This is a genomic window from Filimonas effusa, assembly GCF_004118675.1.
Classification (GTDB): Bacteria; Bacteroidota; Bacteroidia; order Chitinophagales; family Chitinophagaceae; genus Filimonas; species Filimonas effusa.
Window position 1 is genome coordinate 559,755 of sequence record NZ_SDHZ01000001.1, and the last position, 21,982, is coordinate 581,736.

Below are 21,982 nucleotides of genomic sequence, written 5' to 3' on the forward strand. Positions count from 1 at the left end.
GAGGAGTAATGAAACTTACTATTCAGCTACGGTTTTACACCAGGTTTGGTCAAACGCTTTTTATCTCAGGAAATCATCCTTTACTGGGGAACAATAACCCTGAACAGGCCCTGCCGATGCATTATGGCGGGAAAGACTATTGGGAGATACAGTTGCATATAGCACCGCTGGAGGTCCCTGTTTCCGATATTGAATATCATTTTCTGCTTCGTGATGCAGATGGCACCTGGTATGAAGACTGGGGAGAAGGCCGCAAGCTTCGATTCCAGGAGTGGAAGACGGAGGATCTGCTGGTGACCGATACCTGGAACAATGCATCGTTTTACCTGAATGCTTTTTATACGGAGCCATTCCGGGAGGTGTTGCTGCAAAGCAAGCCTGGTGCGGTTGCTGCGAAAACCATCAAGAGCAGTCATTTGTTCCGTGTACGTTATCCGTTGTTGCCTAAGGGGCAGGTTTTGTGCCTGCTGGGCAGTAGTCTCATTATGGGCAGTTGGGATACGGCGCAGCCATTATTGATGCGCGAGCCGAAAGCGGACGGGTACTGGGAGCTACCGCTGTATCTGCTGAACGGCGATTTTCCCATTACGTATAAGTATGGCATTTATGATACGGCGGGCAAACGTTTTGTAAGATTTGAAGACGGTGAAAACCGGGTGTTATACGCCAGCGGCACTGCTGACAGCCTGGTGGTGGTGAATGATGGTTTTGCGCATTTGCCTGATACCAGCTGGAAAGGTGCGGGCGTAGCCATTCCCGTTTTCAGTTTACGCAGCAAGACCAGTATGGGTTGCGGCGATTTTACGGATCTGAAGCAGCTTACCAACTGGGCTGTGCGCACGGGGTTGCGGTTAATACAAATACTTCCTGTAAACGATACTACGGCTACCTACAAGTGGACCGATTGTTATCCATATGCGGCGATCTCTGCTTTTGCATTACATCCCGTTTACCTGAATTTATATGATGTTGCCGGCGACGAAAATGCTGCGGTTGTAAAGGCGGCTGCGAAAGAGAAGAAGCGGCTTGAGGCGCTGGATGTGCTGGATTATGAAGCGGTAATACAGCTGAAGATGGATCTGTCGAAACAGTTGTATGAGCTGCAGGGCAAGAAAACCGCCGCCAGCAGCGATTATAAGGCGTTTTTTGCGGCTAATGCGCACTGGCTGGTACCATATGCCCGTTTCAGTTATTTACGTGATAAATACGGCTCTGCTCATTTCAGCGGGTGGCCTGAGCATAGTGCTTATGATGAGCAGGAGCTGGAGGCGTTATCGAAGAAGCCGGCTGTAAAGAAGCAGCTGGGTTTCTATTATTTTCTGCAATATCATTTGCATAAGCAGCTAAGAGAGGCGGCTGCGTATGCGCATTCGAAGGGTATTATACTGAAAGGAGATATTGCAATAGGAATATACAGGGATAGTGTTGATGCGTGGCAGCAGCCATCGCAATACCATATGAACCTGCAGGCGGGCGCGCCGCCGGATGATTTTGCGGTAAAAGGCCAGAACTGGGGATTTCCTACCTATAACTGGGAGAAGATGCAGCAGGATGGTTTTGCGTGGTGGAAGCAAAGGCTGGCGCAGATGGGGCATTATTTCGATGCTTTCCGTATCGATCATATCCTGGGTTTTTTCAGGATATGGAGTATTCCGCAGCATGCCGTTGAGGGCATATTGGGGTATTTTGTTCCTGCGTTGCCGGTGTATGGTCATGAGTTTGAGGAGCGTGGTATCTGGTTTGATCATAAGCGTTATACGCGTCCCTATATTACGGCAGCCTTACTCGATACCTTGTTTGGAGAAGAGGCGCGTAAGGTTGCCAAAGCTTTTTTAGAGGAAGATGGTAAAGAAGGGCTGTACAAGCTGAAGCCGGCTTTTGCTACGCAGCGGCAGGTGGAGGCACATTTTGCGGGTGCGGATGCTACCGACATGCATGCGTTGAAGCTGCGGCAGGGGTTGTATGATCTTATCTCGAATGTGATATTGCTGGAGGTTGCGGGTATGGAAGGGCAGTTCCATTTCCGTTTTGACATGCAGGATACTTATTCGTTCCAGCAATTGGATATGGATACGCAGTGGAAGTTGAAGCAGCTTTACAACAATTACTTTTTTGAGCGGCAGGATGCGTTCTGGAAACGCGAAGCCATGCAGAAGCTGCCGGTGCTGAAGAAGGTAACGGATATGCTGATCTGTGGTGAGGACCTGGGGCTGGTACCTGCATCGGTGCCTGATGTGATGAAGCAATTGGGATTACTGAGCCTGGAGGTACAGCGGATGCCTAAAGATCCGCGGACGGCATTTTTCAGACCTTACCGGGCGCCTTATTTAAGCGTGGTGACGCCATCGACCCATGACATGAGCACCATCCGGGGGTGGTGGGAAGAAGACCGTGCCATCACGCAGCATTTTTATAACGAGGAGTTACAGCATACTGGCGAAGCGCCGCTGGTATGTGATGCGTGGATCAATAAAGAGATCGTTAACCAGCATTTACAGTCGCCTGCGATGTGGAGTATTTTCCAGTTACAAGACTTGCTGGGTATTGACGCGGCTATCCGGCGCAGGAATGCTGCGGAGGAGCGGATCAATATACCGGCTAATCCGCGGCATTACTGGCAGTACCGGATGCATCTTACACTTGAGAAGCTGTTAAAGGAGAGCGACTTCAATACAACGTTGCAAAACATGGTAAAAGCGGCGGGCCGGTAAGCATGATTTTAATTTTTTCATGATCTTCGTATCATGACTTTACATTATTGGACGCACGAACTGCCATTTCAGTATCCTTTTACCATTTCGAACGGGCGCACCAAAACGCATCAGCCTACGCTGGTGGTGGCTTTGCAGCTTGGGTCGTGGTTTGGGATAGGGGAGGCGCCGGCTATCACCTACTACAATATTACTGTTGAGAAGATGGTGGCGGACCTGGAGGCGAAGAAGCGGATGGTTGAGAAGTTTGCTTTTACCGAGCCAGCGCGTTACTGGCATTACCTGCATCATTTGTTTCCTGACAATCCATTCCTGGTTTGCGCCCTGGATATGGCGGGCTGGGACCTGGCGGGCAAGATGCGTGGCAAACCTTTGTATGAGCTATGGAATACGCCATGGGAACACACACCTTTTACCGACTATACTATAGGCATCGATACCATAGAAAAGATGGTTGCCAAAATGAAGGCTCATCCGTGGCCGGTTTACAAGATAAAGCTGGGGACCCCTGATGATATAGGGATTATGGAAGCTTTGCGCAGTTATACCGATGCGCCTTTCCGTGTTGATGCCAATGCTGGATGGACATTGGATGAGGCTTTGGACAAGCTACCCCGGCTTGCGGCATTGGGCGTTGAGTTTGTGGAGCAACCCCTGGCAAAGGATAATTGGGACGGCATGAAGATCTTGTTTGAACGTTCGCCTTTGCCATTGCTGGCTGATGAGAGTTGTGTGTTTGAGCAGGATGTATCGCGGTGTGACGGGCATTTTCACGGGATCAATATCAAACTTACCAAATGCAGTGGTATCACCCCTGCTATCAGGATGATACGGGAGGCGCGGTCGCTTGGGATGAAGGTGATGATGGGCAGTATGAATGAGTGTACCATTGGTTCGGCGGCCATTGCCAATTTTCTTCCGCAGCTGGATTATGCAGACCTGGACGGGCCGTTGTTATTAAGTGAAGACAGGGCTACGGGGTTAACGTACAGCAATGGGAATGTTACCTTATCGGGTAAACCGGGTCTTGGTATAGACCTGCAATAAAACCAGATTAATTATCGATTAAGCCGGGCGTTGTCCGGCTCCTTAAAATACGATAAAAGAACTGTAGCAGCAGTTATTTTATCGTATTATTACCATTGTTTTATCCTCATACATTATGAAATTATCACTCAACACCCGATTGGCGTTTGGTTTTACGGTTGCCATACTACTTGTTTTAATAGTGGGGGGCGTTTCTTTCCTGTCGTTCAGGAAGCAGATAACGGAGGGGGACCTGGTGAAACATACATATGAGGTGATTACCGAGGTTGACGACATACAAAAGCTTTTGATAGATATGGAGACGGGGCGTCGTGGTTACAGGGGGACTGCCGATACGAGTTTCCTGCGACCATACGAGGATGCGCTTCCGCGGCTCCGTCCTTCGGTGAACCAGTTGCATTTGCTGGTAAAGGATAACGATACCCAGCGGGAGAATGTGATACAGTTACAGGAGGGGATTGAAAGGCTGCTTAGTTTCTGGAGCGGGCTTGGGAAAACGGCTGCGTTTTATTCGAAGCAGGATATCATCAATGTCACCAACCAGGAAAAACACCTGATGGATAATGTGCGTGTGGTATTACGGAAGATGAGCAAGGATGAGGATGTTTTACTGAAGCGGCGGGAGGAGCGGAATGAGCGCTCTATTACTTATACCACCTGGACATTGTGTGTTGGTACTGTTTTGATCCTGGTCATTGTTATTTTCCTGATACTGGTTATCGTAAAAGAGTTCCGCAACCGGAAAAAGGCGGAGCTGGATTTGCAGAAGAGCTTTGAGGAGCTGGAAGCGCTGAATAGTTCGAATATGGCCCAGAACTGGCTTTTAAAAGGAGTTGGGGAACTTAATAAAGAGATGCAGGGAGTTGGCGAGTTATCGATGCTGGCTGATGCTATCATGAAAAGCCTGGTGACCTACCTGCAATTGCCTGCCGGCGGTCTGTTCATTTTTGATGGTAATGAAGGGAAGCTGAAGCTGGTAAGTTCTATGGGGCTTGCGGGTGATGTGAAGAAGTCGTATGCATTGGGTGAAGGTTTACCGGGGCGTGCGGGCCTGGGGCATGAGCTGCTGGAGATAAAAGATGTACCTGCCGGTTACTGGAGTTTAGAGTCTGCCAGTGGCAGTGGAGAAGCGGGTTTGCTGGTTTATGTACCGCTTTGGTTAAACGAAGAATTGAAAGGTGTTATAGAGCTGGCTGGGTTTAAGCCGCTTCATCCTGCGCAGCGGGATCTGTTATTGACGGTTGTTGATTCACTGGCTACAGCCATTAATGCGGCCCAGGCGCAGGAGCGGGTGCGGTTATTGCTCGAGCGTGTTCAGGAGCAGAAAGAAGAGCTGGAGCATCAGCAGGAGGAGTTGAGGCAAACGAACGAGGAGCTTACGCGACAGGCTGAGATATTACAGGCTTCGGAAGAAGAGCTGCGGGTACAGGAGGAGGAACTGCGCCAGATAAATACGGAGCTGGAAGAGCGGAATGAGGCTGTAGAGGTGGCGCGCCAGTCGCTTGTTCAGAAAGCGCGTGAGCTGGAGGTTACCAGCCGTTACAAGTCGGAGTTCCTTGCGAATATGTCGCATGAGCTGCGCACGCCTTTAAACAGTGTGCTTATACTGGCGAACATACTTTCGGAGAATAAAACCGGCAATCTTTCCGACAAACAAATAGAGTACGCTCATATTATACATAAATCGGGTTCGGACCTGCTTAAACTTATCAATGACATACTTGACCTGTCGAAGATAGAAGCGGGCAAGGTGGAGTTGAATTTCGAGGAAACAAGTCTGAAGCAGATAAAGAACGATATAGGTCAGTTGTTCAATGTTGTGGCAGAGGAAAAGGATATCGCGTTTGCGGTAAACGTAGATCTGTCGTTGCCTGAGACTGTTAATACGGATGTGCAAAGGCTGGAGCAGGTGATCAAGAATCTGTTGTCGAATGCATTCAAGTTCACGCCTGCGAAGGGCAAGGTTATACTTGATATTTATGCTGAAAGCGGCAAGCGGACGCTGCAGGACCGGAACCTGGATGTTTCGGAAGGGCTGATCGCTTTTGCTGTAAAAGATACGGGTATTGGCATTCCGGAGGAGAAGCAGCCTTTGATATTCGAGGCGTTCCAGCAGGCTGATGGTTCTACCAGCCGTAAGTATGGTGGTACGGGGCTTGGGCTTTCGATAAGCAAGGAGCTGGTGAAGATACTGGGTGGCGAAATGCATATAACCAGTGAAGAAGGCAAGGGTAGTACATTCACGGTGTACCTGCCGCTGAACAAGGTGGCGGCAGTTGCGCCAGCTGTAGTGGCGCGCCAGGATGAGGGCAAGCTGGACACAGCGGAAGTTGATGCCGCTTCTATTACGCCCCAGACCAAAGTTGCAGACGACCGTAACTATATCAATAAAGGAGAGAAGGTAATGCTGATCATTGAAGATGATCCGCAGTTTGCGCGTATCGTACAGGATTTTGCGCGCAGCAAGAAGTATAAGACCATTGTGGCTTTACAGGGTGATGAGGGTTTGTATTATGCCCGTACGTATAAGCCTGCGGCTATTATCCTGGATATGCAGCTTCCGGTGATAGATGGATGGAGTTTGCTGAAGATCTTTAAGAACGACAGTTTGCTGCAGCATATACCGGTGCATATAATATCTGCTGCTGACGAGTCGCGGCTGTCGTCGGACGGGGCTATCGCTTATTTGAATAAGCCTGTATCGAAGAACGATCTTGAGAACGCGTTTACGCTTATAGGTTCGCATATATTGGCCCAGATCAAAAAGGTACTGGTGCTTTCGGGTGATTATCTTAAAGATGATAACCTGCGGACGTTGATGCAGGAGCGTCAATTTGATGTGGAGCCTACCTATGCGCATACCGTTGAGGAGGCTGTTGCTGTTATGAAGGAGGTGCAGTTCGACTGTATCATAGCTGATATAGGTAAAGATGTGGAGCGTGGTGTTGAAGCGTTGCAGCGGTTAAGGAATGAAGCGCCTGTTGCGGATGTGCCGGTGATCATTTATTTAGACAGTGATATTTCGCCGGCAAATGAGCTGAAGTTAAAGCGGGTGTCGAATGTGATCATCCGTGAATCTTCTTTTGCGCGTGACCGTTTGATGGATGAGATGGAACTGTTTTTGTATAAGATACAGGAGGGTGGTCCGCGGCCTGCATCGCAGCAGCCGGTAGCTGTAACGGATAACAATATACTGATAAATAAGAAAGTGTTGCTTGTAGATGATGATATGCGTAATGTGTTTGCGTTAAGCACGGCATTGGAGCAGCAGCAGATGGATGTTATTACGGCTAGTGATGGCAAGGAGGCGTTGGAGCAGTTACAGCAGCACCCGGATATACAGCTGGTGCTGATGGATATTATGATGCCTGAGATGGATGGTTTTGAGGCTATCCGCCGTATCAGGAACCAGTTGAAGTTAACGCGTTTGCCTGTAATAGCGCTTACTGCGAAAGCGATGCAGGGAGATAAGGAGAAATGTATTGAAGCCGGTGCTTCTGATTATATTACAAAACCCGTTGATACCAACAGGTTGTTTTCGCTGATGCGTGTGTGGTTATCTCAATAGAATGAATCCGAAGACTGACATATCTGCCAATGAACTGGCTGAAATTGTATCCCTGATCAAGCATAATTACGGGTATGATTTCGGGGATTACGCCAGGGCGTCACTGAACCGTCGTATCATGCGGTTTATGGATACGGCCCGTATTAAGAATTTATATGATCTCAAGTATCATCTTACGAATGATAAGGATATTTTCTCGTGGTTTCTGCAAACGGTGACGGTGAACGTTACGGAGATGTTCCGGGATCCTGTTTTCTATAAAGCTTTACGGGAGAAGGTTTTGCCGAAGCTGGCCTCTTATCCTATCATTAAAATATGGCATGCGGGTTGTTCTACGGGGGAAGAAGTGTTCTCGATGTGTATATTGTTACATGAAGCCGGGTTGCTTGACAGGGCGCGTATCTATGCTACAGATCTGAATCCTGCCAATATAGAGAAGGCGAAAACGGGGATCATACCGGTGCGTTATATGAAAGATTATACGGCGAATTATATACAGTCGGGTGGTACGAGTGATTTTTCGATGTATTATACTGCCCGTTACGAGAATGCCATTATTGCGAAGGATCTACGGCGTAACGTGATTTTTTCGCAGCATAACCTGGTGAGCGACCAGGTGTTCAACGAGTTTCAACTGATCTGTTGCAGGAATGTATTGATCTATTTCAATAAGGAGCTGCAGAACCGTATATTTCATTTGTTCTATGATAGTCTGACGCCTATGGGTTATATGGCTATAGGAATGAAGGAGTCGCTTTTGTTTACTGATATGCGCCATAAATTTGAGACGGTTCAATCCGCTACCAAAATATACCGGCGAAAAACCTAATCGAGTCGAATAATGCCATCTGCTGTTGAAAAACTGGTGATCATAGGAGGGTCGGCGGGAAGTTTGCCTGTACTCCTTGATATTGTAGAGAGCCTTCCTGCAGGTTTTGAGGCTCCTGTTGTTATTGTGCTGCACCGTTTAAAGAATGTAAGCAGTGATATGGATAAGATACTTGCGGATTCGCAGGAGCATATGCATATAAGGGAGCCTGAGGACAAAGAGCCTATACGTGCGGGTCATATTTACCTGGCGCCGCAGAATTATCACCTGCTGCTGGAGGTTGAAAAAACGTTTAGCCTGGATTATTCGGAGCTGGTGCATTTCAGCCGTCCGTCGATAGATGTGAGTTTTGAAAGTGCTGCTCGGGTGTTTGGCAAGCATCTTACGGCGGTATTGCTAAGTGGGGCCAACCAGGACGGAGCTGCTGGTATTGAGGCAGTTGCGGCGGCTGGGGGGACAGCCATCGTACAGGACCCCAGTTCGACAGATTATCCGGCAATGCCAACAGCAGCCATCCAAAAAACTAATGATATCCTTATCTTGCAGCCCGTTGACATAGTAAACTATTTTAAAAAAGGGAATTCCTAAGTAAACATTAGTTCATTCCTATGATGACTGGCAAAACATTTACGATCTTATTGGTGGACGACAGGGAAGAGAACCTGATTGCATTGGAAGATATGCTGGAGGGGGACGGGCGCCGTTTTCTGAAAGCGTCTTCGGGCAATGAGGCTTTGAAAATCGTTCTTAAGAATGAAGACATAGGTTTGATCATGCTGGATGTGCAGATGCCGGGAATGGACGGCTTTGAGGTGGCATCGCTGTTAAAATCGAATCCTAAGACAAGAGATATCTCCATCATTTTTGTTACTGCCATTAACAAAGAGGAGCAATATGTGATGAAGGGGTTTGAGCATGGGGCTGTTGATTATTTACAGAAGCCGCTTGATTTGAATGTTACCAAAGCCAAGGTAAATGTGTTTGAGCAGCTTTATGTTTACCAGAAAGGGTTGAAGGATTCGCTGGAAGAGGTAGAGCGTATCAACAAACAACTGGAGCGTTTTGTGTTTATTGTATCGCATGATCTGAAGTCGCCTTTGTCGGCAATTATTGCGATGCTTTCGTTACTGGAAGACGACAAGAAGGTAGCCGGTGATGCCGAACTGCGTGAGAATATAGAAATGTTGTCGCAGGCTGCTTCTCATTTATCGAATATGATAGGTTCTATACTTGATTATTCGCGTAAGAGCATAGGCCAACAAAGCCTGGAGGAGGTTGATGTGCGGGAGCTGATATTACAAATTGCTTACCTGTTATTTCCTCCACGACATATAAGGGTAGAGGTTGTTACTGAAATGCCGGTATGCCAAACGCGTAAGTTAAAGCTACAGCAGGTTTTTCAGAATCTTATCAGCAATGCCATCAAGTATAATGATAAGGAACGCGGGCTTATTGAAGTTGGCGGTGAGGATATGGGTGAATACTATCGTTTTTTTGTAAAGGACAATGGCCCGGGTATAGAAGATGAGGATAGGGAAAAGATCTTCAAGTTATTTCATGTTACGGGCAACAAGTCGCACAATGACAGCAGTACCGGTATTGGTTTAAATATTTTAAAGATGCTGGTGGAAGAGCAGGGTGGCAAGATCTGGGTTGAATCGGAACCGGGTTGTGGCAGCACCTTCTTTTTCGAATGGTGCAAATAGGCTGTTTTTTCTAAAAATTACAATTTGATAAAATTGGCGCTTCTGCAAGATGCTAACTTTGCGGCTTAGTATTGTTATTTTTCCAACAAAGCTGCTAAAGTACTATGGCCGATATTTTGAATGAATCGGAAGCGGTCCGTATGTTGTCTACAGGTGATATTGCTGCATTTGATCATATCTATTTCAAATATCATCAGCAGGTGTATGCGAATATCTGCAAAATTACAGGTGACCCTAAAATGGCGGAAGACCTGTTGCAGGAGGTGTTTTTCGCGCTCTGGAAAAAACGTGACAGTTTGCATGTTGATAAGTCTGTTGCGAACTGGTTGTTTGTTGTGAGCTATAATAAGTCTGTAAGTTTTCTCAGGAAAAAAATAAAAGAGTCATTTCTTGTGCCGGCTACTGAAGGTGAGCTGGCGGATGTGAAGGAGGATAATGCCGGCATGCAGGTGGAGCAGGAGTTTGCTTCGCAGGCGGCTATTCTCGACCTTGCAGTAGACAGGCTTCCGGGGCGTAAGAAGGAGGTGTTTAAGCTTTGCCGGTATGAGGGCAGGACACCGGAGGAAGTGGCGTTGATGATGGGGATTTCGGTGCAATCGGTAAAAGATTACCTGAAGCAATCTACCCAGTTGATACGAAACTATGTACGTGATACGGCCAATATACAGGATGCTACGGTGTTGATTGGGATGCTGACTGTATTTATGAACCATAATTAAAACAGCTTTGGTTGTGTTGAAGCCCTGTTCATGCAGGGCTTTTTTGTTGGTAACAATTTGGTAATATGATCCGGCGTCCCGTTTTTTCAAGGCGGGCGTATTTATAGATGAATACCATGGAATCCATAGATCATTTAATAGAGAAATTCTGGTTGGGTGAGGCCACTGCGGAGGAGAAACAGCGGCTTATGCAGTTGCTGGAGGAGGCGGATGCTGATCTGAAGCTGCGGCTGGAAAAGCAATATCACATGCAAGACGTGCCGCAGTTATTAAGCAGCGACCGTGCTGATGCTGTGAGGGCTGCGCTGCATGCACAGATTGGTGTTGCGCCGGTAAAACATGCGAAAGTGTTTACTATGAGGCCTGTATTCCGGTGGGCAGTGGCGGCAATAGCAGTTGCCGTAGCGAGTGTATGGGTGTTTCGGTATCATCGTATGGATAAGGGAGCTGTTATCCCTGTTGCTGTTGTGCCGGCTTTGAAGCATGACGCTACGGCCTTTATGGCTTTTATACAAAATACAGGAGACGCGGTTAAGGAGATCGTGCTGGAAGACGGATCAATAGTGCGTTTGGAGCCTGGCAGCGGTATTTCATATCATAAGCCGTTTGACAGCACAGACAGGGGGATCGTGCTGAAAGGAAACGCTTTTTTTAAAGTTGCAAAGAATAAACTACATCCGTTTTCTGTGCGTAGTGAAGGGTATGTGACCACTGCGCTTGGTACTTCCTTCTTAGTTGCAACGGGGGTCAATATTGTGAAAGTGCAGCTTTTTGAAGGTAAGGTTGTTGTAAGATCTACAGCAGGGAGCCGGCATGCGATGGGTGAAATATATCTGAAGCCGGGGCAGGAGCTGGCTATCCAGCTGTCGACTGATAAACATAGTGTAATGGCTATACATAGTAATACACCTGTAAAGGTTGTGCCGGAAAAGGCGGTGGCCGGCGGGTTAACGGCAACGCATGATGCCTTTGTGAAAGAGCCGCTGGGGAAAGTGTTTGATGAACTGGCTGTGAGATATAAGATCGCTATTCATTATAAAGCGGAAGATGTGAAAGGGTTATCGTTTACAGGGGAGTTGACTCCTGCGGATAATTATCAGGCTGTGCTGGATATCATCTGTTCTATGAACGATCTGACATTTAAAGAGTGTGACCAGGTAGTTACTATTACGAAGAAGTAGTTCCCTCAATTATAGTGCAATGTTTTTTGATACGCCTGAGGCGTAAGGGGGGATTTTTTGCCCTGAATTCTAAACAATAAACTGATGAAAACAGTATGTTCTTCCTTTTTAAAAGAGAAAATTCTAAAAGTATTTTTATGCATTTCGGTGCTGTTGCCGGTAATGACCCTGCTGGCGCAGAAGACTACCATGAAAGGGACAGTGCTTGATGAGAATGGCACTGCCTTTCACAATGTAACGGTTGAAGCTATGGGACAAGGGTCCCAGGAAAAGAAGGCGACCATTACAGATGAAAAGGGGATGTTTGTTTTCAACCAGCTGACGGCCGGCAGGAAATATGATTTCCGCTTTAGTTATTCCGACTATGAGATACAGGTGATCAAAGCTTTCCTGATAGAGAAGGGAGATAATAACAGCGTGCTTGTTCGTATGAAGCCTGGGATAAAGGTGCTGGATGATGTAGTGGTAATGGGGTATGGCCCGGTACGGAAAAAAGACTTCACCGGTTCTGTTTCCCAACTTGGCAGTAAAGATGTGGCTGAGCGCCAGACAACGCAGGTAAGTTCATCGTTACAAGGCGCTTTATCGGGTGTTACTGTAACGAGGACAAGCTCTGCACCTGGTGCGGGCGCTACGGTGCGTGTAAGGGGTATTACCTCTATGAGGAATAATGATCCGCTGATCGTAGTAGATGGCGTGCCTGTGAACAGTATCAACGATGTAAGTCCTAATGATGTAGAAACCATTACGGTGCTGAAAGATGCTGCTTCTGCTTCTATTTATGGCGCCAGGGCTGCTTCGGGGGTGGTGCTGATCGCCACCAAAAGAGGCGCCGGAGCTGCGGTGAAGATCGACTATAACTATACCTATGCCAGGGATAAGGCCAGCGCTATGCCTGACTATGCTGATGCGGTCACCTATATGAAAATTGTAAATGAACGAGAGTGGAACCAGTCCGGCGCTGTTGCCGGTGTTAATGAGCATTCTATTTATGATGAAGCGCTTATCAATAATTATTGGAAACTGAACGCTGAGAACCCTGATCAGTATCCCAATACGGATTGGGCAAAGTTGATATTGCATAACAGTGCTCCCCGCCAGAGCCACCAGTTAAGTATTTCTACAGGAAAGACAAGAGTGAGCTTTGCGTATGATAAGGCTGACGGGCTTTATAAAGCGAACCTTGACTGGAATCGTTTTATGATACGGGTGAACAATAATATCAGCTTTAATAAATGGCTGGAAGCTATTGCGGATGTTCAATTGCGAAAGACCAATTCTATTACACCTGCCTATAGTCCTGCTTACCAGATGCGTTATGCGGCGCCTGTATATGCGGGACTGTACAGTGATGGCCGTTTGGCGGGTGGTAAGGATGGCACCAACCCTTATGGCGCTATGATGTATGGGGGTAGCGTGGATAATAACAGTTACCTGCTGAACGGCAAGTTTGGTTTGAACATCAAGCCTATAAAGGACCTGGTGATCAGTGGTGTGTTTGCGCCTATCTATACTTTTGTGAAGGAAAAGTCGTTTTCGAAGCGGGTGCCTTATTATGCGCAATGGGATGATGTAGCTACCAACGGTTACCTGGAAGGCACTGTAAATATGAACCTTGTTGAAAGCAGGAATGATAATCACTCTTATACGAGCCAGCTATTTGCGAATTACAATAAGCTATTTGGCGGGCATTCGCTAAGTATCATGGCGGGTTATGAAAACTATTATTATTACAATGAAACCCTGATGGCTTCCCGTGGCCAGTATACGATGCCTGACTATCCTTACCTGGTTGCGGGGCCCGGCGATATCAAGGATAATGATGGCGATGCTTATGAAAATGCCTACAGATCGATGTTTGGCAGGCTCATGTATAACTGGAAGTCGCGTTATTTCATACAACTGAATGTGCGCCGTGACGGATCGTCGCGTTTTCACCGGGATCATCGTTGGGGGACCTTTCCTTCCGTTTCTGCGGGTTGGATGCTTTCGCAGGAGAAATTCATAAAGGATGCGCTGCCGTTCGTTTCTTCGCTGAAGCTACGCGGGTCGTGGGGGCAGCTAGGTGATGAGCGGATCGGCAACTATACTTACCAGTCGTATATTTCATTCAATAGTCCTACGCTATATACAGGCAATACGCCTACCGCTGTGCAGGGCGCTTCGGCTTACCAGTATGCGATTAAGAACAACACCTGGGAAACCACTACCACTTCCAATATAGGTTTGGATGCCTCTTTTCTGAATGGCAGGTTAAGAGTATCTGGTGATTACTACCGCAAAGACACCAGGGATATGCTTATACAGGTGAATATACCGGTATTCATGGGGTATAGCGATCCTTACCAGAATGTAGGAGAGATGCATACCAAGGGCTGGGATGCAGACCTGGGATGGCAGGATGACCGGAGGGGGTTCCAGTACGGCATCAGCATAAATATTTCGGATTACAAGTCTGTTATGGGCTATATCAGGAATACCCAACAGGACAACAAAAGCAGCTGGACACTTATCAGGGAAGGCGACGAATATTTATCGTATTATGGTTACCTGAGCGACGGCATATACCAGAAAGGAGATGTTCCGGGTGCTGTAACTTCTTCGGTGGTGAGTGCTGGTGATATCCGTTACAAGGATGTTAGCGGACCTGATAAAACGCCGGATGGCATTATCAATGACTATGATCGTGTGCCGCTGGGTGGTTCGTTACCCAGGTTCAATTATGGTGGCAGGGTTACGATGCAATACAAAGGGTTTGATCTGCTGGTGGTGTTCCAGGGGGTAGGAAAGCAGAAGTCGGTTATCACCACCCAGATGAGCCAGCCTATCAGGGCTGACTGGTATAATGTACCTGGTATGATCGTAGGTAATTATTGGAGCAATTATAACAGTGATGAGCAGAACAGGGCTGCCGTTTATCCCAGGATCATGCGTGACGCCAATGCCAATAACTATGTGGCTTCTGATTTCTGGCTGTTCAATGGTTCTTATTTCAGGGTTAAGAACATTACACTTGGTTATAATTTTCCTTCGACACTTGTTAACAAGATGTATATGCGTAACCTGAGAGTTTTTATAAGTGCGCAGGACATATTTACCAGGAGTAAATATGCTAAGGGATGGGATCCTGAAGTAAGTGATACGGGTTATCCTATTACGAGATCGTTTTTGTTTGGCATTTCGGCAGGGCTTTAAGATGCGCCCGTTCTTTAACAGACAGTATAAAAAATATACAAACATGAATCTTAGTAAAATCGCTATATCGCTGGCGTTAGCAGTAGTTATTGCCGGCTGTACGAAGTTAGATCTTCAGCCGCTTTCGAAGGCTTCGACCGAGACCTGGTTTCAGAATGCGGAGCAGGTTGAGATGAGTTTGAATACCCTTTACCTGCACCAGTTCTGGCCTATGTTTAAAACAGACTGGGGCTCTACGGCCATCATGGCGCTGGATGAAGCCAGTGATGACTGGATGAACCGTACTACACTTACGGTATTTACCAACGGGACATTGAGCAGCAGTAATTCTACTTTTGTGCAAAGCACCTGGGAGTATACTTATAAGGCTATCAGCCGTTCCAATACCATTATCGAGAATATGGGCCGATCGAAGGGCAACCTTACTGAAGAGATGTATAACAGGTATCTTGCCGATGCACGTTTTGTGAGGGCCTGTATGTATTCGAGGCTGATCAGCCGGTTTGGAGATGTCATCTATTATGAACATGAGCCAACCCTTGAAGCATCGTACAAGATGCAAAGGACGGATAAGATGGAAGTGCTGAAGCATGTTTATGAAGATTTTGATTTTGCCATTGAACATCTGCCGTTATCGTATAGCGGCGGGCAGGTGCAGCGTGCCACAAAAGGCGCTGCATTGGGAATGAAGGCGCGGGTGGCTTTGTTCTTTGGGCAGTATGAAGTTGCGGAAGCAGCGGCCAAGGGCTGTATGGATCTTGGGGCTTATACCTTACATGCTGATTTCGGAGATCTTTTCCTAAGTACTACCAAGAATGCGGCGGAGGTGGTGTTTGGCATTCCAAGGGCTATAGAAAATAACTCTGCAATTCATCCCAATGGCGTGAAACCTTACCTGAGCCGTAATGTAGCGGCTCCATCCACTACCGCCCAACCATCGTGGGACCTGTTCCTTGCATTTCTTTGCAAGGATGGGAAGACGATAGATGTCTCTCCTTTATATAACCCACGGGAACCTTTTAAGAACCGAGATCCCAGGCTTAGCTATACGATCGTTGAGTTTAACACCAATTATTTTGGTTTTAACTATACGCCGCACCCTGATTCGGCGATGTGCTGGAATTATACCAAGAACCAGCTGGTTGCCAATAGCGACTCGAAAGCGGGTGATCAGTATGCTTCTTACAATGGCCTGATGCTGCGGAAAGGGATCGATAATGATTGGATTGATGATTACTATGCGAATAACGACAAGATCATCTTACGTTTTGCCGATGTACTGCTGATGTATGCTGAAGCCAAGATCGAGCAGAATGAAACAGACCAATCGGTATTGGATGCTATTAACAAAGTGCGTGCGAGGGCTTATAAGGTTGATTACCGTTCTGCGGGATATCCTGCCGTGACGGAAACTGCGCAGGCTGCTTTACGCAAAATACTCCGGATCGAGCGCAGGATGGAATTTGCTTTTGAGGGGATGCGTTATGATGATATTATTCGCTGGAAGATAGCGGAGGTAGTGATGAACAGGCCTAACTACGGGTTGCCGACTTCTGTAGCCAACTGTAAAAAGCTTGTAACGGATAAGCTATGGTTCTTTGGCGGCACACCTGCCATAGATGAGAACGGGTGTCCTGATCTTTCGAAGATGGCCAATATATCGCGCTACCGTGTACTGAGCCAGCGTGTGTTTGACGCCAGTAAGAACTACCTGTGGCCTATACCCGCTACTGAGCTGAATATTAATACCAATCTGAAGAATAATCCTAATTATTAACAGCGGCCTGCAGCGGCAGATGTTCTGCCGGCTGTGATTGCTGCATGTACGACAGCGGCTTATTTGCTGTGGCGTTAAAAGGTTTCGCATGGCTACTGGTTGTACCTTAAATGAAGTTATATGTTAAAAGTATTAGCAGCATTATTATGTTCTGTTTCTATACTGGTGTCTTCGGCATCGTGCAGTAAATCTATCAAGTCTGCATCCGGTAGCGGAGAAGACACCACGACTGTGCTAACATTTGCCGGTAAGATAACTGATGGAGCTAAAGGCGTTCCGGGTGTTGTAGTTACTGATGGCAAGAACTTTGCGCAAACCGGCAGTGACGGCAGTTATAGTTTACCTTACCGGCAGGCTGCCACGCATATTTATATTTCTTCGCCTGCCGGATACGAGGTGCCGGTAAGTAATAGCGTTCCGCTTTACTGGAAAGCTATTAAAGCTGTTGCAGACCGCAGGCAGGTAGATTTTTTGCTTCAGAAAATGGCAGCATCCGATAGTAAACATTATATGATTGCAGTAGGTGATCCGCAGGTGCGTAATAATGCGGAGCTGGCCAAGCTGAAGCCTATACTTGCCGAGATGAAGAATACTATCAAGGCCAGGAATATGAGTCCTGTGCATATTATGGTAGCGGGTGATGTTGTTTTCGATACTTACAACATGCATGACGGCAGCAAGAAGGAGTTCAGTGTGCTGGAGCTGCCTGTGTATTATGCGATAGGCAATCATGATCATATGAAAACCACTGTGGAGTCTGTGGCTAATGACCAGACTTCCGATTCCAATTATATCCGTCATTATGGTCCTACCTATTATTCTTTCAACCGTGGCAGTGTGCATTATATTGTGCTGGATAATATCCGCTATGAAGGCGGACCTGATACGAAGTATGATGTTTATTTTTCGCAGGAGCAGCTGGATTGGGTAAAGAAAGATCTTAGTTATGTGCCCAAGACCAAGGCGCTGGTGGTGATGTTTCATGCGCCTTCGATGACGCGTTTCAGCGCCACTTATGGCAATAGCGCTGATTTGCATAAGCTGTTATCGGGCTATGCTGCCGTGCAGCTGATAAGTGGCCACACGCATTACAATTCGGTGTATGCTACCAGTGCGGGGATGATAGAACACAATGTGGGTGCGGTGTGCGGGGGCTTCTGGGAGGGCCCTGTATGTTTGGATGGCACAAACCTGGGATATAAAATATTCGAGATCGATGGCGCTCATTTCAAATGGGAATATCATGATTACCTGGATGCTACGGCGCAATTCTCTGTTTTCAGGCCTGTTTCCTTCCGGGCGCCATTACTGCCATCGGCGCAGGAGCTGCTGGTGAATGTATGGGACTGGGAGCCTGCCTGGCAGGTGTTGTATTCTGAGGATAATGGTGTGACCTTTAAGAGTATGAGCCGTTATGACGAGCAGAACCGTGTATATGATGTAACTGCGTATGAATATTTTGGTGCGAAGGGGGAGAACAAGATACCGGGCCGCAGCTGGATAGGCGCCAATACTACGGATCATGTTTTTACTGTGATGCCTGCTGTGGGTACGCAGAAAGTGATCATTAAGGTTGTAAGCAGGTTTAAGACCTATACAAAAGAGGTGAGCCTTTAGTTTTCACCGTTTTCCCGGATAAATGGAAAGGGCGGCGTCATTGATCTGATGTCGTCCTTTGCTGTCATGAATAGTTGGAGGCAGGGGGAGGGGATATTGTGGTGAGGATCTGCAGTGACAAGACTGTTTTTGTGTGGAGGCGGCAGGATGATTAACTTTATGGTTTTGCGGATTTTAATAGTTTGTTCATGTACGAGATCTGTTGTATTGGTCATATTACACTTGATAAGGTAGTAACGCCTAAGCACGAGGCGCATATGGCGGGAGGGACGGCTTTTTATTTTTCTCATGCCATTGCGGGCATGCCAACTTCTTATATGCTGGTGACGGCGCTGGCGGAATCTGAAATGGCTGCTGTTGAAGCGCTGCGGGCCAAGGGAATAGCTGTGATGGCGTTACCCAGTAAGTATTCGGTATATTTTGAGAATATTTATCCTGAGCATCATGATCATCGTATACAGCGTGTGTTACAGCTTGCTGATCCTTTTTTGCCGGAGCAGCTGGCGGGTATAGCGGCAGCCATGTATCACCTGGGGCCTTTAACGGCGCATGATATGTCGATTGATCTTATTCGTTTCCTGGCTGGAAAAGGTAAGGTGTCGCTGGATGTTCAGGGTTATTTACGAGAGGTGAGGGAGCAGAAGGTGTTTGCGGTGGATTGGAAGGAGAAGCGGGAGGCATTACCTTATATTGGCATACTTAAGGCCAATGAGTCGGAAGCGGAGGTGCTTACGGGGCATAAAGATGTTGCTGAAGCGGCCCGGGTTTTAAACAGCTGGGGCGTTGAAGAGGTGGTGATCACCCTGGGGAGCATGGGCTCTGTTATTTACAGGGATGGCTTGTTTACAGAAATTCCTGCTTTTCTTTTTACGGATGAGATAGATGCTACGGGTTGTGGCGATACTTATATGGCGGGTTACCTGCTTCAGCGGGCTAAGGGAATGCCTGTAGAGAAGGCTGGCTTGTTTGCTGCTGCTATGGCTGGGATGAAGATTGGGGTGATGGGGCCGTTTGCGGGGAGTGAGGACGATGTTTGGCGCAGTTTGAATGAGAAAGGGATATAGGCGGCTTTACTTCGGCTTATAAACGGGTATATAAAGCGTACTTTTTCGCAGATGGATGTTTGCGTGGTATGGGATGTACTTTAGAGGCGGAGATGTGATAAATATTTGAGCGTTTTCAAAAATAAGGAAAATAGAAAAGCCTGTAGCGCATTAGTTCTACAGGCTTTTTTCTGTTTTTTTCTGAAAGCTATAAATGAGATAGAACAATGCAGGCAGTATCAATATACTGCCGAGGAGCAGTGCCCAGGCCAGGGTTTCTATTGTTTTCATGTGGCCGGCGTGTTCGGTAAGGGAAAGGTAAGTGCCGCCTTTGAGCAATACGATCCTGGGATAAAGTGTGTATGTAGTTGTAAGCAGGATCATGGATACCTGGAAGCCTGCGAGGACGCGGAGCACGCGGGTTTTGCCTTTTGACAGCCAGTACCAGAGCGATACCAGTGAGATGGTGGCGGCAGTAATAGCGGCGATGCCAACAGGGTTACCGAAGATCCAATCTGCGAGTGGAATGTTCTGTATATGAGCGGCTGCAAATACCAGGGCGCCGCTGATAACGGCGGCGATATTTGCGGAGCGTGCTTTGGCGATAAATCTTTTTTTATCGGTATCGTTATCCGTTTCGCCTATCAGATAGATAGCTGCCAGGAAGGCGCAGATAGCTGCGGTGAAGCAGCCGGTAGCTATAGAGAACCAGTGCAGCCAGCTAAAGATGTAGGCGTTGAGGAACCCTTTTGCATTGGTGTCGATGGTGCTGGCAACAGCGCTGCCGGCGATGATGCCAAGGAAGAGCGGCGTGATGAGGCTTGACCAGGTAAAGATGCGGTTATAGATGGTTTGCATATCATCGACAACGGCGTCGTAATGACGGAAGGTGAAGGCGGTGCCCCGTGCTATGATGCCCATCAGCATTACTGTAAGCGGGATGTGCAGGTGTACCGACATCGTTGAATAGATGGCGGGATATCCTACAAAGAGGATCACGATGGCGATGATGAGCCACATGTGATTGGCTTCCCAGATAGGTCCTATTGCCTTGTACATCGTTTTCCTGGTGCGGCTGCGGTTGGCTTCTGTGGTAAAAAGTTCCAGGATGCCTGCGCCAAAATCGGCGCCGCCCAGCAAGAGGTATAGGAGGATAGAAGCCCAGAGGTAAATATTTACGACGTATAACATAATATCAGTGATCGGTTAGAGGTGAGGTATTTGCCGGAAGGTCGTAGAGTTTGCCTACCATTTTTATCTGGCGATACAGCATGAATGTTACTATACATGCGAGAGAAAAATACACGGCTGTAAAGATGTAGAAGGAGTAGACAATGCCTGGCATGGGTGTAACGGCTTCGGAGGTGCGCATGATGCCGTGGATAATCCAGGGCTGGCGACCTACTTCGGTGACTGTCCATCCGGCTTCTACTGCGATAAAGCCCAGCGGGGTGGCGAAAACGAACAGGCGCAGGAGCCATTTGCTTTGCAGCCATTGTTTCTTTTTCCAGAAGGCTATGAAATATATTACTGCGATGCACAACATGATCATACCGAGGCCTACCATCACCTGGAAAGCATAGTGGGTGACTGCTACGGGCGGGTGGTTTTCGGGTGGAATACTATCGAGGCCTTTTACTTCGGCGTTAAAATTGCCATGCGCCATAAAGCTCAGGAGGCCTGGTATTTTGACGGCGTATTTAACGGTCTGTTCTTTTTCATCGGGGATGCCACCAATAACCAGCGGCGCTTTTTTTTCGGTATGGAAGTGGGCTTCCATGGCTGCCAGTTTAGCGGGCTGGCGTTTGGCTACATCTTTGGCTGAGATATCGCCGCTAAGCGGCTGTGCTATGGCTGCCAGTGCGCCGAAGACTGCGGCGATGGTGAAAGCCTTGCTGTGGAACAAGATATTTTTGCCGCGGATGATCATGAGCGCGTGGATACCTGCCACAGCAAAACCTGTGGCGGCGAAGGCGGCGACGCACATGTGTAAAGCCTGTGAGAACCATGCTTTATTGAACATGGCCCTGATGGGATCTATGTTCAGGTATTGGCCATTGATAAAGTTGAATCCGGCGGGGCTATTCATCCAGGCGTTTGCGGAGACAACCAGGATGCCGGAGGCGAGGCCGCTGATACCTACTATTACACCGGTGACCCAGTGAAACCATTTGTTGAATCTGTTCCATCCGTAGAGGAAGAAGCCGAGTGCGATGGCTTCGATAAAGAATGCTGTGCCTTCGAGAGAGAAGGGCATGCCGAAGATGGGGCCTGCGTGTTTCATGAATCCGGGCCAAAGCAATCCCAGTTCGAAAGATAATACAGTACCTGAAACTGCGCCTGTTGCAAAAAAGATGGCTACGCCTTTGCTCCATGCTTTCGTGATATTGCGGTAAACATCTTTGTTGGTTTTTAGCCAGTAGTAGTGAGCTACGGCCATAAAAAAAGGCATCACCATGCCTATACAAGAGAAAATAATATGAAAGCCGAGCGAAAGCGCCATCTGTGACCGAGCTGCTAAGAAATCGTCCATGCGATGATGAGTTTGTGTAAGCAAAAGTACGGGGAAAAGGTGGATAGATGGCGGGA

Annotated in this window: 14 protein-coding genes; 12 read left to right on the forward strand and 2 right to left on the reverse strand. The window is 47.6% G+C overall.

Annotated features, from left to right (window positions below):
- The first annotated feature begins 8 nt into the window (after window positions 1-8).
- The 12 genes from ESB13_RS02095 (at window position 9) to ESB13_RS02150 (ending at window position 19,414) form a co-directional block, all read left to right on the forward strand.
- The gene (locus tag ESB13_RS02095) at window positions 9-2,711 is read left to right on the forward strand and encodes a 4-alpha-glucanotransferase (protein WP_129001380.1); all 2,703 of its coding nucleotides are present in this window, start codon (window positions 9-11) and stop codon (window positions 2,709-2,711) included.
- Between the two features lie 33 nt (window positions 2,712-2,744).
- The gene (locus ESB13_RS02100) at window positions 2,745-3,758 is read left to right on the forward strand and encodes a dipeptide epimerase (RefSeq protein WP_129001381.1); all 1,014 of its coding nucleotides are present in this window, start codon (window positions 2,745-2,747) and stop codon (window positions 3,756-3,758) included.
- 115 nt (window positions 3,759-3,873) lie between these two features.
- Window positions 3,874-7,326, forward strand: coding sequence for a response regulator (locus tag ESB13_RS02105; protein WP_129001382.1), 3,453 nt, complete (start codon window positions 3,874-3,876; stop codon window positions 7,324-7,326).
- 1 nt (window position 7,327) lies between these two features.
- Window positions 7,328-8,155 carry a CheR family methyltransferase gene (locus ESB13_RS02110; protein ID WP_129001383.1) on the forward strand — a complete coding sequence of 276 codons (828 nt, stop codon included), beginning with the start codon at window positions 7,328-7,330 and terminating at the stop codon, window positions 8,153-8,155.
- 12 nt (window positions 8,156-8,167) lie between these two features.
- On the forward strand, window positions 8,168-8,743 hold the full coding sequence (locus ESB13_RS02115; protein WP_129001384.1) for a chemotaxis protein CheB: 576 nt from the start codon (window positions 8,168-8,170) through the stop codon (window positions 8,741-8,743).
- A gap of 20 nt (window positions 8,744-8,763) precedes the next feature.
- Complete coding sequence (locus ESB13_RS02120; RefSeq protein WP_246022411.1) at window positions 8,764-9,861, forward strand: sensor histidine kinase; 1,098 nt, start codon at window positions 8,764-8,766, stop codon at window positions 9,859-9,861.
- A gap of 104 nt (window positions 9,862-9,965) precedes the next feature.
- On the forward strand, window positions 9,966-10,580 hold the full coding sequence (locus ESB13_RS02125; RefSeq protein WP_129001385.1) for an RNA polymerase sigma factor: 615 nt from the start codon (window positions 9,966-9,968) through the stop codon (window positions 10,578-10,580).
- Window positions 10,581-10,696: 116 nt separating this feature from the next.
- Window positions 10,697-11,761 carry a FecR family protein gene (locus ESB13_RS02130; protein ID WP_164974067.1) on the forward strand — a complete coding sequence of 355 codons (1,065 nt, stop codon included), beginning with the start codon at window positions 10,697-10,699 and terminating at the stop codon, window positions 11,759-11,761.
- An 84-nt stretch (window positions 11,762-11,845) separates the two neighbouring features.
- The gene (locus ESB13_RS02135; protein WP_129001387.1) at window positions 11,846-14,956 is read left to right on the forward strand and encodes a SusC/RagA family TonB-linked outer membrane protein; all 3,111 of its coding nucleotides are present in this window, start codon (window positions 11,846-11,848) and stop codon (window positions 14,954-14,956) included.
- A gap of 43 nt (window positions 14,957-14,999) precedes the next feature.
- Window positions 15,000-16,733: a RagB/SusD family nutrient uptake outer membrane protein gene (locus ESB13_RS02140; RefSeq protein WP_129001388.1), complete on the forward strand. Its 1,734-nt coding sequence runs from the start codon at window positions 15,000-15,002 to the stop codon at window positions 16,731-16,733.
- A gap of 120 nt (window positions 16,734-16,853) precedes the next feature.
- Window positions 16,854-18,350, forward strand: a complete 1,497-nt coding sequence (locus ESB13_RS02145) for a calcineurin-like phosphoesterase C-terminal domain-containing protein (RefSeq protein WP_129001389.1) — start codon at window positions 16,854-16,856, stop codon at window positions 18,348-18,350.
- 188 nt (window positions 18,351-18,538) lie between these two features.
- A complete protein-coding gene (locus tag ESB13_RS02150; RefSeq protein ID WP_129001390.1) occupies window positions 18,539-19,414 on the forward strand; it encodes a PfkB family carbohydrate kinase in 876 nt (291 codons plus the stop codon).
- A 156-nt stretch (window positions 19,415-19,570) separates the two neighbouring features.
- Here ESB13_RS02150 and ESB13_RS02155 read toward each other — a convergent pair whose 3' ends face one another.
- Complete coding sequence (locus ESB13_RS02155; RefSeq protein WP_129001391.1) at window positions 19,571-20,584, reverse strand: cytochrome d ubiquinol oxidase subunit II; 1,014 nt, start codon at window positions 20,582-20,584, stop codon at window positions 19,571-19,573.
- A 4-nt stretch (window positions 20,585-20,588) separates the two neighbouring features.
- Window positions 20,589-21,926, reverse strand: coding sequence for a cytochrome ubiquinol oxidase subunit I (locus ESB13_RS02160; RefSeq protein ID WP_129001392.1), 1,338 nt, complete (start codon window positions 21,924-21,926; stop codon window positions 20,589-20,591).
- Between the last annotated feature and the right edge of the window lie 56 nt (window positions 21,927-21,982).

Excerpts from the sequence above, each read along its gene's own strand:
- ESB13_RS02095 (WP_129001380.1), top strand. The coding sequence starts at position 9 with ATGAAACTTACTATTCAGCTACGGTTTTACACCAGGTTTGGTCAAACG.
- ESB13_RS02100 (WP_129001381.1), top strand. The coding sequence starts at position 2,745 with ATGACTTTACATTATTGGACGCACGAACTGCCATTTCAGTATCCTTTT.
- ESB13_RS02105 (WP_129001382.1), top strand. The coding sequence starts at position 3,874 with ATGAAATTATCACTCAACACCCGATTGGCGTTTGGTTTTACGGTTGCC.
- ESB13_RS02110 (WP_129001383.1), top strand. The coding sequence starts at position 7,328 with ATGAATCCGAAGACTGACATATCTGCCAATGAACTGGCTGAAATTGTA.
- ESB13_RS02115 (WP_129001384.1), top strand. The coding sequence starts at position 8,168 with ATGCCATCTGCTGTTGAAAAACTGGTGATCATAGGAGGGTCGGCGGGA.
- ESB13_RS02120 (WP_246022411.1), top strand. The coding sequence starts at position 8,764 with ATGATGACTGGCAAAACATTTACGATCTTATTGGTGGACGACAGGGAA.
- ESB13_RS02125 (WP_129001385.1), top strand. The coding sequence starts at position 9,966 with ATGGCCGATATTTTGAATGAATCGGAAGCGGTCCGTATGTTGTCTACA.
- ESB13_RS02130 (WP_164974067.1), top strand. The coding sequence starts at position 10,697 with ATGGAATCCATAGATCATTTAATAGAGAAATTCTGGTTGGGTGAGGCC.
- ESB13_RS02135 (WP_129001387.1), top strand. The coding sequence starts at position 11,846 with ATGAAAACAGTATGTTCTTCCTTTTTAAAAGAGAAAATTCTAAAAGTA.
- ESB13_RS02140 (WP_129001388.1), top strand. The coding sequence starts at position 15,000 with ATGAATCTTAGTAAAATCGCTATATCGCTGGCGTTAGCAGTAGTTATT.
- ESB13_RS02145 (WP_129001389.1), top strand. The coding sequence starts at position 16,854 with ATGTTAAAAGTATTAGCAGCATTATTATGTTCTGTTTCTATACTGGTG.
- ESB13_RS02150 (WP_129001390.1), top strand. The coding sequence starts at position 18,539 with ATGTACGAGATCTGTTGTATTGGTCATATTACACTTGATAAGGTAGTA.
- ESB13_RS02155 (WP_129001391.1), bottom strand. The coding sequence starts at position 20,584 with ATGTTATACGTCGTAAATATTTACCTCTGGGCTTCTATCCTCCTATAC.
- ESB13_RS02160 (WP_129001392.1), bottom strand. The coding sequence starts at position 21,926 with ATGGACGATTTCTTAGCAGCTCGGTCACAGATGGCGCTTTCGCTCGGC.